Genomic DNA, 16,428 nt, shown 5'->3' on the forward strand with positions numbered 1-16,428 from the left:
GCCCCATAGCGCCCAAGCTTTAGTGACCTTACCTTTTGCGAGTGAAGAAAAAGTTGAGCAGCAATTGCTTCATCTGATGCTTGGCGCGAGCAAGGTTTTTGATGCGTGTGAGATGCCCATTGTTGGGGGGCATACTGCAGAAGGTGCTGAACTAAGCCTTGGCTTTACCATTAATGGTCTAACCGATGAAAACCAGCTTCTAACCAAGGCTGGGCTTCAGCCAGGTGATAAATTGATTCTAACTAAAGCGCTGGGAACAGGGGCTTTATTTGCAGGGGATATGCGAGGCTTGGCGAAGGGGCCTTGGGTGAAATCGGCGATTGAAATGATGCTTCAGTCTAACCAAAAGGCGAGTCATATCCTCTTCAACCATAGGGCGAAAGCTTGTACCGATGTCACGGGCTTTGGCTTAGCTGGACACTTACTGGAAATGCTTCAGGCGTCAAAGCAAAAGGCTTCTTTGAATCTGGCTTCCTTACCTGTATTGGACGGTACTGAAGCACTGATGGCTAAGGGTATATTCTCGAGCTTGCATGAGCAAAACAAACAAATCGATACCAAGATGCGTGCTTTTATTTCCTTGGAAACGCCGAAAGAAGCAGAGATTTTATTTGACCCCCAAACTGCGGGAGGTTTATTGGCTGGAGTGCCTGCTGATCAAGCGAACGCTTGTTTAAATGAGCTGAGAACCGCGGGTTATGACTTGGCTTGTGTGATTGGCGAAGTGATTAAGTAGTAATATCCAGCTACCTTACCATCCTTTGGAGGGGGCTGACTTGAAGGCATTCACAAAGGTAAGAATATCTCGTTGAGGGAGGTACTTTTCATCGTTAGCATGTGTGAAAAATAAACAAAATAAAAACACACATGTGCAAAAGGATGTTTGTATGAGTACCTACTTTTCCAGCATCAAAGATGAAATTCATACATTGGGCAAACTCATTGCAGGTTGTATTTACGCGAAAACGGTTTTATTCGTTGAAAACTGTTATTCCGATATGACTCCCTTGCAGGATGAAGAGCTATCGGAGATTTCCGGCCAAGCTTTTGTCACCCTAGACCAGGAAACCGTTCTTGGAAAAGAAATGACCCGAGTAAATATTGGTATGGAACTCAAGACGCAGCTGAACGTTGAGGAGCTTAAATTAGGCGAATATCCTCGCTGGGAAAATGGCGAAGCTTGTTTTGAGTGTGATGGAACAGAACCAGGCTTGGAAAAGCAGGGCGCAGATCTTTGGGTTAAGAATATGAGCTTTGGCGCGATTGCCGAGACCAGTGGTAGAAAGATGGATGGACGCTACTATAGAGCGGGCGAAATCATTCCTTTTGAGTTTTATGACCCTTACATCGAAATCGCTAAAGAAGACGATGAACTAGTGGGTATGCGTATTGGCTTTCATCAGGCGCGTGGTATTTTCTCTGGGGATATTTTGAGCTTTACCGGTCAACTGCCCGTTCAAATAAAGGATAATGCTTACGCATTGATTGATGCCCCTAATCGCCCCTGGTGGTTTGCCTTAGCGGGGGCTCTCTTGCCTTTTACACCGGTAGAAGGGCAGGCTCATCCGATTACCGCACCGAATGTGGTGGATGGTGAGGTAGATTATGAAAGCGGTGGTCAGCCAGACCCTGTCCGAGCGACCCATATCGGTTTGCCCAGTGGTTCAAATTTTACGCTTGGGCCTATCCCGTTTATTGGTGATATAGATTTTGCCACGACTGACTGTAACCTTCATGGAGTTCCGACCTGTTTTCCGATGACTCAGTTTAAAAGCATGGAAGTAGGGGAAAAACAAAAGAACGGCACTTTTCTACCTACTGGCGGTTTCTTTTTGTCGATGCAGAAAAAGGCCATGGAATGGATTGAACCTGTTAGTCAGCAACGCGTTTCGACACCGAGCGGAGTATTCTTCAGTGTTCCGGTTGGGAGTGTTGAATTCAACCTGGAACAATCATTTCATGGTACGCCTCGCCGCCGAGTTGAGTATATTGATAGAGGTGTGGGCTTGTTTTAGTTCGATTGACCTTACAGTATTGATTAAGTGCTAGTCATGCATGAAAGCATGACATTCCGAAGCGTTTGTATATGCGGATCAATCAGGCTTAGCTCCGTATTAGCAAAACCCAGTACAAGGCCTTGCTCCTCGGCTCGATCGAGGTAATAAGTGGATAAGGGGCTGGCAGAGAGGTTATGCTCCCTCATCGCTTCAACAACCTTCATATCTGATAGCCCGGCCTGGCAAAGTTGCGGATTAAAAATCAATACTATGTGCATGCCCGCGCCGGTGCACTCGGGCTTTGCGAGATTTTCCAGGTGCTGTTCGCAAGCCGCGATGATCGTTTTGAATTTCTCGTGATAGAGCCCTCTCATTTTTCTCAGGTGCCTGATAAAGTGCCCTTCTGCAATAAACTCAGCGACAGTTTCCTGCTCAACCATTGGTGTTTGCCCTGCGATTCTATTTTTCGTCTTCACACATGGGGCAATGACTTGCTCAGGGACAACCATGTAGCCAAGCCTTAGTGCAGGGTAAAGTACCTTGCTAAATGAACCGATGTAGATAACTTGATCCTGTAAACCCAAACCTTGCATGGAGGCAATCGGTTTGTGTTCATAGTGATATTCACTGTCGTAATCATCCTCCAGAATCCATACTCCATTTTCAGCAGCCCATTGAAGGATGTTTAAGCGATTTGCCAAAGGCATAATCCCGCCCATCGGATATTGATGAGTCGGTGTGACACATAAGATTTTACCCTTTGGTTTCTTCGGTAGTGCTTGTAGGTCTAAGCCATTCTTACCCACCGGGATGCCGGTAATTTTGCACTGATGTGCTTTAAAGGCTTCGCGCATTCCAATGTAGCCCGGGTTTTCCAAATAGACTTCATCTCCGTGATTCAAGATGACTTGAATCGCGATATTGACCGCTTGTTGAGCGCCAACCGTGATGATGATTTGCTCGGGTGTGCAATCCAATCCTCGTGAAGATTTTAAGTAGCTGGCAAGCACTTCTCTCAAGTAGGACGAACCTTGTAATGAATCATATCCAAGCAAGGCGATACGCTGGCTTTGTTGTTGATATATTTGCCCCCATTTTTTGATGGGAAAAGCTTTGAGGTCAGGTAAACCGGCTTCGAAACTGGTGTTGCGATAGACTCTGATCTTGTTGTCGCCGAGCAAGACTTTTCCAGAATCAGAGAGCGGCATCTTGGTTGGTTTTGACTCAAATCGCATGATGTTCTTCGTTTGAGCATTGAGATAATCATCAGGAAGATTGGTCGCAATATAGTGGCCCGCTCCTTTTTTCGTTTGCAGGTAGCCTTCAGCTTTCAGTTGCTCGAAGGCGCCCGAAACCGTGTTTCGGCTAACCTTAAGAATACTCGACAGCGCACGGCTAGAAGGTAATCGCCTCCCTGAGACTAATCGTCCATCTAATATTCTGTTCTTGACCCCCTGATACAGCTGATGTTGCAGTGTCTCGGTGCCAGAAAAAGAAAAGTCACGTAACGAGTCAAATTCTTCAGTGCTCAAATTGGTACCACCAGAAATTAATTATTGGATCTTAATGTGGGGCCAGTATTGATTCAGACTAAGCATGAGTCAAGCACAGAGATACGAGTGCGATAGGAAATATCTTTATATAACAAAGGAGAATAGAGGTGACCTTAAAGAAAACGCAGCGCTCTGAAATAAAGCGAGCAGCAAAACGAGCCAGTTACCAACAGAGCGACTTATACCCCTTGATTGATGAGCTAAAACTGGCGCATATTTGCTTTGCGCCCGAAGGTAAACCTATGTCTATCCCGATGCTTTGCTGGCGTGTCGACAATGCGATTTATATCCATGGTAGTCGAGGCAGTCGCCTGGTTAAGCAACTCACGAGTGGGCTCGAAGCCTGTGTATCCTTCGCTGAATTAAATGCCTGGGTAATGGCGAAATCGGGCTTCCATCACAGTGCTAACTATCGTTCGGCTGTACTGTTTGGCTACTTTGAATTGGTGGAAGATGAACAGCAACAGCTTGCCGCATATGAGCACTTTGTTGAACAGCTCGAAACCGGCCGTTGGAAACAAATTCGCCAACCCAATGAAAAGGAACTTCAGGCAACATCACTACTCAGGATGGACATCGACGAAGGGGCAGTGAAACAAAGACAGGGCGGCCCAAATGATGACATTGAAGACTTGGTGCTTCCCGTTTGGGTGGGAGAGATTCCTATCATTAAAACATGGGGAGAGCGAGTGGAGTATTAAGGCAGGCTCGAAAAGCGCCTGCTTAAGGAGTCCGACGGTGCGCACAGCGCACCGACCTTTATCGCAATTTTCTTGAGCTTTGTCATAATGATTGGCTTTGTCGGCCAAATCGAAGACTATGTCGTGTATCGGGAGTTTGGAAGCCAGGCTCTGGCGGGTCACGGAGTGCTAGGCTTGATAGCCATCGCATTATTCATCAGTGGTCATCGAATGCATAAAATGAAGTTAGTGATTAAGGCCAGATTAAGGCACAATCAGCGCGAAAACGAATTAAAAGATAAGCAACAACAGCCATAGGTAACCTTTATGAAGAAAATACTATTACCACTTTTGATAATTATACTAATCGCCGTCGCAGGTGTTGCTTACCTGGCCGGCTCACTCAATGACATCGTTAAAGAGCAGGTTGAAACGCATGGCAGCAAGGCTTTACAAAGCGCTGTTGTTGTAGAGGGTGTTGATATCAGGTTGATGGATGGTTTTGGTGAGTTGAGCGATTTCTCTGTCGCTAACCCTAATGGCTTTACCCCGACGTCAGCTCTTGGTTTTGGTATCGTGCGCCTGGATATTGGTACAGAGAATATCACTGAAATGCCGATTGTCATTGGGGAAGTCTTGGTTGATTCACTTTCGGCACTGTATGAATTGAATGCTCAAGGAAAAGGTAATCTAAATGTATTGCTTGAGCAGATTACCAGTCAGGCTAGTGCTGACTCAGGAAAAAGCGGCAGTGCTGACAAGACTAAGGAAGAGTCGGGTGCAGACTCCGACGTGCGCATCGTGATCAAGAAGCTAACTATCAAAGATACGCAACTAGCGTTAGATCTGAGTGCGCTTGGCCAGAAAAAGTATGATGAAACTCTCCCCACCTTTGCTGTCTCGAATGTAGGTGGAAGTGCGGGCCTTCCTCCAAAGGAACTTGCTCAGGCTATGGGTAAACAAATACTTGATAAGCTTATCAAAGAAGCTAAAGCAAAGCAGACGGAAAAACTGAAAGCGAAAGCTAAAGAGAAGCTGATGGAGAAACTTGAAGAGAAAGGTGGTGACAAGCTTAAAGGTCTTATGAAGAGCTTCGGGCATTAGGCTAAGGCATTCCAGAATAAGCTAGCTTATCTTCCAAGATAGGCTGGCTGTTCCTTTCATATAGTACTCTCTTAGCACAAGGCCAATGACGATATTATGATAAGTATATGTATTTATTGCGGTGAGAATAAGGCTATAGCCTTTGAGGTCTGTAACGCTTGTTCTCGTACCCCAGACTCTCATCGTGATCAAATACGCTCGATTATCCTGAGTTATAGTGAGAACGAGCCTTACTTGAATTTTTTGAGTTTGGAAGAACTTGAAGAGATTCGGGAAAAAATTATCACAGGTGCTCCCATTGAGTTAAAAGCTGAGGTATATAGAAATGCTGAAGAAGCCTTCAGTGCTGTGAAAGTCACGGAAGGGCCAAAGTTAATACAATACTTTTCTGGTATCTCTGTACCGGTTACAGCGCTTATATTATTAGCCTTTTTGGCCGCCATTTTTATTTAAGTTTCTGTTGTTATCTTGAGACTGAATATTTAGAGGTTTTAGTTAGAAGAATATGAATTTACAGAATATTGATAAAACAACTTATCGAAAGCACCTTAACTGGGTGATTGCTGGAAGCATTGTTGCTTTATTGGCGATCGCGCTTAGCGTATCAACCCTACTGATTCATTTAGTTGGGGAACCTGGAGGTTCAAATTTCGTTCTGAATCTGGTGGGTGTAGTGTCTGCCGTAGCGCTTGTGCTAAATACTTTATACCGAAACCGGAATACGCCGTTTATGTCGGAAGTTTGGTATGTCTGGCAGCTTAAACAAGAGCTCAATGCAATTTACCGAAAATCAAAAGCCTTAAACCAAGCGTTGGAACAGAACAATCACCAAGCGTTTATCATCAAATATTATCACTTGAAAGCTTCTATTCAGGTATATGAGCTGGATGACAATACGCTCACTATCAATCAGCTAAAAACTGACTTACGCGAACTGGAAGAAAAAATACAAAGCTTGGGTTTGAGCGTGAGCATCGAAGATTATCAGTCAGATTTACTGAAGACGCTTTGAACGAAGGGGCGGTGGTCTCCAAATCTGTAGGCAGAGCCTTCCACGGCTCGCAGGCGGGTTAGCACGAGGTTGATCGTGCGAAAGTCAACGAGTCAGAGTAAATAACAACCCAACTAAAATTCGAATATCCAGCCCGAATAAATACCTTTTAACCTAAACAACCTAGTTTGCCCATTTTTGCCAAAGCCTTCTAAGTATTTGTTTTTTAGTCTGTAGTTTCGCCACAAGAAGGTGGCGTGTTGTAGCACTAAAGGAACAATAAGAAGTACCCAAAACAAACATAAAAACGGGGAAATTATGAAACCTAAATCTTTCTTTAATACTCATCCACTCAAGGTCATGACACTAGGCCTGACGCTTGCCTGTTCTGATATCGCATTAGCGGCTGGAGAGGAATTTCTAGACTATGGCCTGCACTGGGCTAGGGTGCAAAATGGCGCAGAGAATCAGGTCAAAGCAATTGAGGCTGATGGCACGATTAACGAAACCATTAGTAATTACTATGACGACTCGAAGCCAACGGTTATTTATTTCCATGGCTGGCAGAATGGCTCTTCGCAAGATGGCTATGACCGCGAAGACTTTACCTTCGCCAACAATGGCAACTCACTCTCGCATAAATCCTGGAAGCAAAGGGGTTGGAACGTTGGCGTATTTTACTGGAACCAGTTTGCCGATGAAGCTGAAGTCAAAGATGCAGAAGCCAAAATGTGGAGTGCTAATGGCCCAAAAGGTATGCGTTATCGGCTAGATGACGGTAGTTACAGCACGTCACAGGCACCGAACAAGTCGGTCGGTGAAATCGCTTTTGAGCAAATCACAGCAGTACTGGCTAACAATAACAAAAACCTGAGATTTGCAGGCCACTCTTTGGGGAACCAATTAGCTGTTTATGTGGCCAAGCAGATTAATGATGGGATTAATGAGGGCACTCTGTCTGATAATGTTATGCCCGACCGTATTGCACTGCTAGACCCCTTCTGGTCAAAAAATGGCAAAAGCTATCTTGGTGATGAAAACGGCGACGGCCAGAACGACTGGGTGGGCGAACGAACGCGTTGGTACATTTCCGATATGATAGCCGACCAGGATGTCGCAGTAGAATGGTATAAGTCATCGGCGATATATGACTTATGGATTGGCGACCAAAACACGCCGTTGGAGAGTATTGTTAACCTCAACCACTTGCGTTTTTGGTATCTGAATTCATGGGATATTGCCGGTAAACATGTTGAAGCACGTCACTGGTACTTCCAGTCAATGAATAATGCTGAGCCTGAAGAAGTAACGATTAACTGGTGGGGAAGACGCAAAGACACAGGGTACGATGCCGCCAGTGCCAGAACTTCAGATAACCGCATTAAGGTTATGATGGGGAATGATTATGAGTGGGATCAGGTAGAAGGTCGCTATACCGCAAAGCCTTCGGATGACCAGTTTGAAGTGAAGAACTACTAAAATAAGCTAAGACGTTAAAAGGCTGAATGAGGAGGCGTGCTTTCCTTATTCAGCTTTTAAAATTGCCCATGCTTGCCCTGACCTTTGGTAAACCCCTGTGCGCCGTCTAAGGCTCCTGATGCGGCAGCGACTTCCATGCCTCGGTAGAATTCATTCTTCATGGCTTCATCAAATGACTTGTCCCGGTGCTTAGCTGTCTCGAAGTACACTAACTGGCGAATGACTAGCCACCTTCCTTGTACTCAATCCTCCTAAACACATGATCAGTAAGGCTGAACTAATGGGTAGCCATGCCCAAAGATGCCATTGCACTTGATAGTCTAGGTCGAGTAAATAGCGATATAAGCTATAGCAGATTGCTTCAGTACCCAGCAGGGCCAGAATACCTGCCATGAGGCCTAACAAAGCGAATTCACTCCACTGATTAAGGCGAAGCTGCTTTCGGTTAGCGCCGAGTGTCCGTAAAATTGCACCTTGTAATATTCGCTCATCGATACTTGAATAAATGGTCGCCAGTAAGACCAACACACCGCCGATCAATACTAGGATAAGTAAGTACTCAACAGCGAGGCTGACTTGCTTGAGCAAACTTTGAATTTGCGTAAAGACCATACTCATGTCGAGTAAGGTAATGGTCGGGAACTCGCGGATGAGCTTAGTAAGTTTTGCCTCGCTGCCAGAAGGGACATGAAAACTGGTTAAGTAACTAAGCGGAAGGTCCTGGAGCGCTGCCTCAGATAGAATCATATAAAAGTTAGGACTAAGTGTTCCCCAATCGACACTGCGAATACTAGTAATGGTCACTGTGAAGCTTTGTCCGGCCACCTCGAAGCGAAGCGTGTCGTTAAGCTTTACACCTAATCTCCCTGCTAAACGCGATTCAATAGAAACTTGTTTGCTCGCCGCATCTGACTTTTTATCATTTATCCAAACACCTTCCAGTATTTTGTTTCCTTCGGGTAGTTGTTCACTCCATGTGAGCGCCAGATCTCTTTGAAGGGCCGGGTCTTCACTCAGTTTTTCATCATCATGAACATAGCGTTCGTTGATATGCGTTAATCGCCCTGGAACCATAGGAAAGAGCGGGTAGTTCTTGAAGCCGGTTTCTTCGAGTGCCGCTTTATAACTATCCGATTCATAGGCTTGTATATTCATAGCGAAGAAATTGGGCGCGTTCTCGGGTAAGCCGCGTTGCCAGTCATTTAGTAAATCATTTCTTACAACACTAATGACTAGCATGACCATCAATATCATCGCGAATGCCAAGATTTGAGTGCTGGCACTTTGATTGTTGCGCATGAGGTGTCGCCAGGCGAAACGCACATAAATATTGAAGCGTGCTGAAGGTGTGATTTTATCTAAAAGCTTAAGTATTCCTCGTAAACCAAATGAGAGCAGGATAAGGGTCACCAATCCGCCGACAATCACTGCGAGAGACATCTTTACATCGCCGGTAAACCATAAGCATAACGAGAGAATACATGCGAGCGCGATGCCGTAGATTAGTCTTCCGCTAATGCTCATCGGCTCAAGGTCACGGCGCAGGATTCTAAGTGGGGATACGCGACTTAGTTGAATCAGGTGAGGTAGCGCAAAGCCCAGTAGAGTAACCGGGGCCGTAATACTCGCAATAGCCCAAGCTGACCAAGGTGCGGTAGGCAAGTCATTGATAAATAGGATACTTAGCAAGGAAGAAAGTTGTTCCTGTATCAGGGTGCCAAGCATTAGGCCGATGAGCGTGGTGATGAAGGCGAGAATCAGTAACTGCAGACTAAAAAGCCACAGTACTTGCTGACGACTGGCGCCCAAGGTTCTTAACAGTGCGCTGGTATCGTAGTGGTGTTGGGCATAGTTTTGAGCGGCCATCGCAATGGCAATACCCGCAAGTAGAATCGCGAGAATGGCCGCTAAGGAAAGATAGCTACGTGCTTTATCGAGTGCCGCGGCAAGCGCCTGGTTGTTATCTGATAATGACTCCAGGCTTTGATTGTCACTGAGTAGAGGTTTCAGCCAGACCTTGTATTGGTCAATTGAGTTAAGCGAGCCCTTGAGTTGAGTCGTCTCGGTCTGAGCTTGTTTGTCTTGAAGGTCTGCAAGCAATAAGCGCCAAGTAACGCGACTCCCAGTCTGAATAAGCCCAGCTGCTTCGATGTCAGCCATATTCATCATCAGGCGTGGGGACAAACTATAGAAGTTTCCACCGCGATCACTTTCCTGGGTGATGAGTGCACCTATGGTGAAATTCTGTTTGCCCAGTTCCAGTGTGTCGCCTATTTTTGCATTGAGTAGCGTCAGTAAGCGAGACTCTAGCCATACACTACCAGGAGGTGGTCCTGTTGGGCTTTTCTCCCCGGGCTTGAAGGCACTCAAGCTAGTCATAACCTTACCTTTAAGAGGGTAATGATCATCGACGGCTTTAACGGCGGCCAAAGACATTTCATCCCCTACCACCACAACACTTGGGAACTCCAAGGTGGTACTGGTTGATAAACCGCTTTGTTGCGCACGTTCTTCGAACCCGGCCGGGATTTCTTGACTGGAGCGAATGCGCAGGTCGGCGCCAAGCAGCTCGGTAGACTTTGCCAACATGCCGGCTTCCATACGCGCACTGAATACACTGATAATGGTAGCGACGGTGACGGCTAGAATAAGAGAAAAGATGATTAAGGTGAGCTGCCCCGAACGGGTTTCTCGTCTGAGAAGAGACTGGGACAGACGAATAAGTTTGAGGAAACTGAGGCCTTGCGTGCTTGTATTCATCTTAAGCATTTAGCTCCTTTACCTGGCCATCGCTCATGCGTACGGTTCGGGCGCAGCGCTTAGCTAGTTGTTCGTCATGCGTTACGAGTACAAGGGTTGTTCCCAACTGAGAGTTCAAGGAAAAAAGCTGTTCTACAATTTGTTGCCCTGTATTACTGTCGAGATTGCCGGTAGGCTCGTCTGCAAACAATATTTTTGGCTCAGAAGAGAAGGCTCGAGCGATAGCAACACGTTGTTGTTCACCACCCGAAAGCTGTTTAGGGTAGTGATGGATTCGATGGCTCAGGCCAACCTTGTCCAGCCAGTCTAGTGTTTTCTCTTCAGTTTGGCGGGCGTTATACCTGCCAGACATTTCTATCGGCAGGCTGACATTTTCATAGGCCGTCAGGCCGGGAAGCAGCTGGAAGCTTTGAAAGACAAAGCCTACCCCCTTTGCTCTGACAGATGATCGTTGATCTTCATTTAACTGGTGTAACGCTTCGCCCAAGAGGTAGACTTCGCCTGATGAACTTTCATCAAGCCCGGCCATAATTCCTAGCATTGTTGATTTGCCGCTACCTGACGCGCCAACGATGGCGACAGATTCTCCTTGCTTGATTTCAAGTTGAATGCCTTGCAAGATATCAAGCTGTTCTGAACCGGTATTGACCGACTTACATACATTATTGAGTTTCAGTAGGAGATTTTCTTGAGTGCTATTTTCAGGCATATTCAATCACAAAATAGTTGTCTAAACAGAATGGGGTTTGCGATGCACATGCAGCTAGGTCGTTATTTTATTATTGGCTGCCTGCTTCTACTAAGCAGCTTAACGTATGCGGCGGAAATAGAAAAACCGTTACCGGTAAAAAATACTGTTCCAGTTCAAAAGGCTGCAAGCATTCTAGTGGTGGGTGACAGTATTAGCGCGGCCTTTGGTTTGGATAAGAGTAAGGGCTGGGTAGCGCTGATGCAGCGTGAGCTGGGCGATAACTATCGCGTGATCAATGCAAGTATCAGCGGTGATACCACTACCGGTGGCCGTTATCGTTTAGGTAAGGCCTTATCAACTCATCAGCCCGTTATCGTCATTATTGAACTTGGCGGAAACGATGGTTTACGAGGAACCCCGGTTAGGCAGATTCGTAATAACCTAGAAGCGATGGCAGTGATGTCACAAGAGGCTGGAGCCCAAGTAATATTGCTAGGCATGCAGATACCGCCTAACTATGGTGACCGTTATACCAAAGCCTTTGCGAATATATACTCAGACCTGGCATTGCAAATGGATCTATCCTTAGTTCCCTTCTTATTGGAAGGGGTTGCTGGTGTTGAAGGTATGATGCAAGACGATGGTATTCATCCGACGGAAAGCGCGCAACAAACGATGTTTGAGCACGTAGACAAAGTATTGGATACTTTGCTTTCAGCTAAATAAGTGTGGCAACAGGATGACTATTGAGTTCCGTTACGTCACCTCAATTGCTGAGGTGGGAGAGCAGGCCTGGAATTCCTTGGCAGGTGAGGGCTACCCCTTTGTGCGCTACCACTTTCTCGATGCCTTGGAAAAAACACAAGCGGTTGGTGGATGCTCAGGATGGTTGGTGCATCACCTCATGGCTTATCAGGGCGATACATTGGTCGCCGCTGTTCCTAGCTATGTTAAGCAGCATAGCTATGGTGAATACGTCTTTGACCATGCTTGGGCGAATGCTTACCATCAATATGGATTGGCTTATTATCCCAAGTTAGTTTCAGCCATTCCTTTCACCCCCATTACCGGTTCACGGATACTTATACGAGAGGGTATTGATCATAGCGCCGTGATTACGGCCTTGCATGACTTTGCTCCAAAGCATTGTCATGAGCAAGGCTACTCGGGTTGGCATCTGTTATTCCCTGGTTCAGAACTATCGACAGTCTTCAAGCCTCCGGTTCTTCAGCGTAAGGCTGTGCACTTTCAATGGACGAACGAGGGCTATCAGAGTTTTGATGACTTTCTCGCCTCTTTTAGCTCACGAAAACGAAAAAATCTTAAGAAAGAACGTGCAAGTATTTCCCAGCAAGGAATAGAAGTAGAGGTATGGGAAGGTAGGGAAATAAACGCTGAGCTTTGGCGTAGCTTTTATGACTTTTACCAAATCACCTATGCCAAACGTAGCGGTCATGGTGGCTATTTATCGCCATCATTTTTTGAGCGTATTGCTTCAGAGATGCCTGAGTATCTTGTGTTGATGATGGCAAAGCGAAATGGCGAGTACATTGCTGGTGCATTAAATTTTAAGGGCGATAATGCCTTGTACGGTCGTTATTGGGGCTGTATCGAAGAGGCTAATAATCTTCATTTCGAGCTTTGTTACTATCAAGGGATTGAATACTGTATCGCGAATGGCCTGGCTAGGTTTGACCCCGGAGTTCAGGGTGAACATAAAATCCAACGAGGCTTTCGTCCGACTTATACTTACTCAAACCACTGGCTGGCTGAAGAAGGGTTTCGAGAGCCCGTTGCGGAATTTATTAGCAAAGAAAATGAAATGCTCGAAGCTTATTATGAGGATGCGAGTACTTATTTGCCTTTCAAAAAACAGCAATAAGGCTCTGCTAGTTTGCACGGCTTTAATGTTCTCCAATCTTTTGAAACTGATCTAGCTCGTTGATAAGGTCTGGACTGGAAAGTGCCATTTCGAGACATAGGTACTTGTTTTGATTTTGGTCGGATGTACGCCAAAGTGTACCGGTTCGCGATTAGATGTTTACCCCCTAACGTTATGATATCCCACCGTTGTCATCCTCGCGCATGCGGGGATCCATTGTTTTTGACCCAAACCTTATTAATTCGATTACTACGACGGTTTCAAATGCTGCGTTCTATTCAAGACAATGGATTCCCGCCTGCGCGGGAATGACGGAGTTGTGGTGCGGGAAGGCACAGTGTGGAAGGGCCGAGAGTCCAACTTGCCGCCATTCCGCCCTCTCCTACTAACCTGTAATAGGCTAAAACCCAAGCAAGCACCAATGACCTCACTTCTCAAGCTTGGCGATATAATCATGAATCGCCAGTTGGGATTGAATCTTACGTTTGTTGCCCCGTGGTTTGTATTGGTTAGTTTGCTTGGCGTCGATGATTCGGGCTTTGGTGGTATCTGACCATTGAATCTCGAAGATATCCAGAATCTGCTTTTGAAGCTGTTTGTTGTAAACCGGGCAGCCTACTTCAACACGGTGGTCGATGTTGCGGGTCATCCAGTCTGCAGATGAGATATAAATCTCGTGCTCGCCCTGATTGGAGAATATCGATACACGCGGGTGCTCTAGAAAACGATCGACAATGCTAATAACTTTGATGTTGTCGCTCAAACCTTTAACTCCGGGTAAAAGGGTGCACATGCCACGAATAATAATGCGAATTTTTACGCCAGCCTGGCTTGCTTTGTAGAGGTGCCCAACGACTTCGTCATCGACCAGGTTATTGACCTTCAGCATGATTTCGGCAGTCAGGCCTTTCTCGGCGTGCTTTATCTCACGATCAATCAACTTGTGAACACGTGGCCGGAAATCATTTGGCGAGACGATAAGGTGTTTGAAGTGATAATGTTTATAGCTGAAGCGAATGAAGTTAAATACGTCTTCTACTTCGGCGGTAATTTCATCGTGGCAGGTAAATAAAGAGAAGTCGGTATAAATCCTTGCGGTCTTCTCGTGGAAGTTACCTGTGCCGATGTGAGCGTAGCGCTTATAGCCGTCACTTTCGTTGCGTCCAATTAAACAAAGCTTGGTGTGGCACTTCAATGCAGGCACACCAAAGTCTACTTTGATGCCCGCATCGGTCAGTACCTTCGCCCATTCTATATTTGCTTCTTCGTCAAAGCGGGCGCGCAGCTCAACCACGACGCGAACATTTTTACCATTCTTTGCCGCATTGATCAGGGCATCGATAATTCGGCTTTTTTTGGCGACGCGATAAATGCTGATACTGATATGTTCAACTTTAGGATCGTATGATGCCTGCCGTACGAACTCGGTGAAATGGTTGAACTTGTGATACGGGTAATAAAGTAAAATATCGCCTTCAGAAATCGCCTGGAAGCTGCTTTTGTGAGCGGCGAACTTCTTGCTTTCGATTCTCGGAAGCGGTGAATATTCTAAATAGTTGCGCCCGATATTAGGGAAACTGATGAAGTCTCTGAAGTTGTGATAGCGGCCACCCGGGATGACGGCGTCATAATTTGAGATGCCGATTTTATCAAGCAAGTAGTTCAGTGTGGATTTCGGCATTTCCCTGTCATAGACAAAGCGAACTGGCTCAGCTGTCATGCGTTGCTTAATGCTGAGTGACATCTGCTCTAGTAGAGATTGGTCAATATCTTCAGATAGCCCGTATTCCGCATCACGAGTCATCTTCATGGAATAGGCATGAATTTCATCAAACTTATAATTGCCTTTGAAGACGCTCTTCAGAGAGTAGCGAATAATATTATCAAGCATGATGATGCAGCGGCGCTTTTGCCCCTTGATTCTAGGTAGCTCAATGAAACGGCTCATATCGTCTGAGGGTACTTCAACCAAACTATATCTAGATTCGCCTTTGCGAATTAGTTCGACCGCAAGGTAGGTGATGTCATCATCCAATACCTGAGCAAGGTCGATTTTTCCCTCGCACATTATAGGGTTAATGTATTGCAGAACATTGTCTTTGAAATACTGATTAACCCATTCCCCTTGCTCTGGAGATAACTGTTGCTCGTTGATCAGAAAAATGTTGCGCCGGGCCAGGCATTTCAAAACGTGAATATAGATTTCGTCAAACCGTTCGCCTAGCTTGATGACTTTCTTTTGAATCTTCTTAAGTAATTCTCGATCTTCACTGGCATCTTCGCCTTGGTCTTTCTTAATAAAAATTTTTCGCTTTACGTCGGCGACACGAACACGGAAGAACTCATCCATATTATTGGAATATATACCGAGAAACCTGACCCGCTCGACAATCGGTACATTTGCATCAGCGGCTTCCTGTAGAACGCGCTCATTGAAGGACAGCCAACTCAGTTCTTTCTCTATAAAATCTTGCTTGTTCGTCATTTTGAAACTACTCGCATACAGCTTAATCAACCGGACTATTTAAATAGGACTTATGTGACAGTTTGATGACAATTTAAGTCCTGAGGTTCAAATACTTTGTATTTCCGGTTATGTAGGTCTAGGATAGATATTGACGTAGTGACGTCATTACGTCAATTAATGTTATTTACACAAAGAAAGGTGATTTACCATGTCTAAGAAAACAAAATCTATCAAGAAAGAGATCAAAGCGCGTAAAGCTAAAGTAGCCAAGCAGACTAAGAAAATCAGCAAGCTGAAAAAGGCGCTGAAGAAGGCTTAATGTGCCATCTTGAAGCTAATGTAGGGGCGCGATAATTCGCGCCTTTGCCTTTTATGGTGCTCGGCAATATGGATGAATGGATGTTACTATGCCGTTTATAGGGTAGTGAAACGACAAGGGGTCTCTTTATGAGTCGCAAGAGTACAGATAAGAAAACCGATGCAGTGTCGAAAGGTACGGCTAAGACTCCTCAGCTTGATCAAGTGCATGCATCCGAGAAAAAAGAGAAGGCTAAGAAAAATACCTCCCTACGTTTAGATAAGAAAACATTGAAAGCACTGAAGATTATTGCGATAGAGCAAGAAACGAGTATACAAAAGCTAATTGAGAGCTTGGTAAAGGACTATATTAAAGAACATGGCAAATTGGATTAGTTGAATCTGCCATGTTAGAAATTATAAAAATACCATTAGTGCACGTGATTTTAGTTGTTATGCTCTAAAAAAAACGTGTAACTTTTATACTGTTTAGTATTTATTGTTTAATTTGTTTGTAGTTTTAATAG

Annotated in this window: 15 protein-coding genes; 11 read left to right on the forward strand and 4 right to left on the reverse strand. The window is 45.4% G+C overall.

Features of this window, described 5'->3' with window-relative positions; translation table 11 throughout:
* Both selD and A3729_RS06310 read left to right on the forward strand, forming a co-directional pair.
* Positions 1–736 (forward strand): selenide, water dikinase SelD (gene selD, locus A3729_RS06305; protein ID WP_068633429.1); only part of this gene is annotated, 736 nt, incomplete at its 5' end.
* A gap of 151 nt (positions 737–887) precedes the next feature.
* Positions 888–2,015, forward strand: coding sequence for a hypothetical protein (locus A3729_RS06310; RefSeq protein WP_068513598.1), 1,128 nt, complete (start codon positions 888–890; stop codon positions 2,013–2,015).
* 23 nt (positions 2,016–2,038) lie between these two features.
* On the opposite strand, the gene A3729_RS06315 is transcribed toward A3729_RS06310, so the two are convergent.
* On the reverse strand, positions 2,039–3,529 hold the full coding sequence (locus tag A3729_RS06315) for a PLP-dependent aminotransferase family protein (RefSeq protein WP_068513601.1): 1,491 nt from the start codon (positions 3,527–3,529) through the stop codon (positions 2,039–2,041).
* Between the two features lie 128 nt (positions 3,530–3,657).
* Between A3729_RS06315 and A3729_RS06320 the strand changes: the two genes are divergently transcribed.
* The 6 genes from A3729_RS06320 to A3729_RS06345 all read left to right on the forward strand — a co-directional run bounded on the left by A3729_RS06320 (position 3,658) and on the right by A3729_RS06345 (position 7,804).
* The gene (locus A3729_RS06320; protein WP_197469914.1) at positions 3,658–4,251 is read left to right on the forward strand and encodes a pyridoxamine 5'-phosphate oxidase family protein; all 594 of its coding nucleotides are present in this window, start codon (positions 3,658–3,660) and stop codon (positions 4,249–4,251) included.
* A gap of 72 nt (positions 4,252–4,323) precedes the next feature.
* On the forward strand, positions 4,324–4,548 hold the full coding sequence (locus A3729_RS06325; RefSeq protein ID WP_156490509.1) for a hypothetical protein: 225 nt from the start codon (positions 4,324–4,326) through the stop codon (positions 4,546–4,548).
* A gap of 9 nt (positions 4,549–4,557) precedes the next feature.
* The gene (locus A3729_RS06330; RefSeq protein ID WP_068513607.1) at positions 4,558–5,334 is read left to right on the forward strand and encodes a hypothetical protein; all 777 of its coding nucleotides are present in this window, start codon (positions 4,558–4,560) and stop codon (positions 5,332–5,334) included.
* Positions 5,335–5,583: 249 nt separating this feature from the next.
* Entirely contained in the window at positions 5,584–5,787 is a 204-nt protein-coding gene (locus tag A3729_RS31380) for a hypothetical protein (RefSeq protein WP_156490508.1), read from the forward strand.
* A 52-nt stretch (positions 5,788–5,839) separates the two neighbouring features.
* Positions 5,840–6,346, forward strand: coding sequence for a DUF3087 family protein (locus A3729_RS06340; protein ID WP_068513612.1), 507 nt, complete (start codon positions 5,840–5,842; stop codon positions 6,344–6,346).
* A gap of 297 nt (positions 6,347–6,643) precedes the next feature.
* Positions 6,644–7,804 (forward strand): cell adhesion protein, encoded by a 1,161-nt coding sequence (locus tag A3729_RS06345; protein ID WP_231872095.1) that lies wholly within the window; start codon positions 6,644–6,646, stop codon positions 7,802–7,804.
* A gap of 189 nt (positions 7,805–7,993) precedes the next feature.
* Here A3729_RS06345 and A3729_RS06350 read toward each other — a convergent pair whose 3' ends face one another.
* Both A3729_RS06350 and A3729_RS06355 read right to left on the reverse strand, forming a co-directional pair.
* Complete coding sequence (locus A3729_RS06350; RefSeq protein ID WP_068515352.1) at positions 7,994–10,564, reverse strand: ABC transporter permease; 2,571 nt, start codon at positions 10,562–10,564, stop codon at positions 7,994–7,996.
* Position 10,565: 1 nt separating this feature from the next.
* A complete protein-coding gene (locus A3729_RS06355) occupies positions 10,566–11,273 on the reverse strand; it encodes an ABC transporter ATP-binding protein (RefSeq protein WP_068553431.1) in 708 nt (235 codons plus the stop codon).
* On the opposite strand from A3729_RS06355, the gene A3729_RS06360 reads away from it, so the two are divergent.
* Both A3729_RS06360 and A3729_RS06365 read left to right on the forward strand, forming a co-directional pair.
* A complete protein-coding gene (locus A3729_RS06360; RefSeq protein ID WP_304438880.1) occupies positions 11,253–11,981 on the forward strand; it encodes an arylesterase in 729 nt (242 codons plus the stop codon). The genes A3729_RS06355 and A3729_RS06360 overlap by 21 nt on opposite strands.
* Positions 11,982–11,994: 13 nt before the next feature.
* Positions 11,995–13,137: a GNAT family N-acetyltransferase gene (locus A3729_RS06365; protein WP_068515347.1), complete on the forward strand. Its 1,143-nt coding sequence runs from the start codon at positions 11,995–11,997 to the stop codon at positions 13,135–13,137.
* 427 nt (positions 13,138–13,564) lie between these two features.
* Here A3729_RS06365 and ppk1 read toward each other — a convergent pair whose 3' ends face one another.
* The gene (gene ppk1, locus A3729_RS06370; protein ID WP_068633431.1) at positions 13,565–15,622 is read right to left on the reverse strand and encodes a polyphosphate kinase 1; all 2,058 of its coding nucleotides are present in this window, start codon (positions 15,620–15,622) and stop codon (positions 13,565–13,567) included.
* Between the two features lie 429 nt (positions 15,623–16,051).
* Between ppk1 and A3729_RS06375 the strand changes: the two genes are divergently transcribed.
* On the forward strand, positions 16,052–16,297 hold the full coding sequence (locus A3729_RS06375; protein WP_197470033.1) for a hypothetical protein: 246 nt from the start codon (positions 16,052–16,054) through the stop codon (positions 16,295–16,297).
* Positions 16,298–16,428 lie beyond the last annotated feature (131 nt).

The organism is Oleiphilus sp. HI0043 (assembly GCF_001634935.1).

Bases quoted from the DNA above. Each gene is read 5' to 3' on its own strand.
- A3729_RS06310 (WP_068513598.1), top strand. From the start codon at position 888: ATGAGTACCTACTTTTCCAGCATCAAAGATGAAATTCATACATTGGGC.
- A3729_RS06330 (WP_068513607.1), top strand. From the start codon at position 4,558: ATGAAGAAAATACTATTACCACTTTTGATAATTATACTAATCGCCGTC.
- A3729_RS06340 (WP_068513612.1), top strand. From the start codon at position 5,840: ATGAATTTACAGAATATTGATAAAACAACTTATCGAAAGCACCTTAAC.
- A3729_RS06345 (WP_231872095.1), top strand. From the start codon at position 6,644: ATGAAACCTAAATCTTTCTTTAATACTCATCCACTCAAGGTCATGACA.
- A3729_RS06350 (WP_068515352.1), bottom strand. From the start codon at position 10,564: ATGAATACAAGCACGCAAGGCCTCAGTTTCCTCAAACTTATTCGTCTG.
- A3729_RS06355 (WP_068553431.1), bottom strand. From the start codon at position 11,273: ATGCCTGAAAATAGCACTCAAGAAAATCTCCTACTGAAACTCAATAAT.
- A3729_RS06365 (WP_068515347.1), top strand. From the start codon at position 11,995: ATGACTATTGAGTTCCGTTACGTCACCTCAATTGCTGAGGTGGGAGAG.
- ppk1 (WP_068633431.1), bottom strand. From the start codon at position 15,622: ATGACGAACAAGCAAGATTTTATAGAGAAAGAACTGAGTTGGCTGTCC.
- A3729_RS06375 (WP_197470033.1), top strand. From the start codon at position 16,052: ATGAGTCGCAAGAGTACAGATAAGAAAACCGATGCAGTGTCGAAAGGT.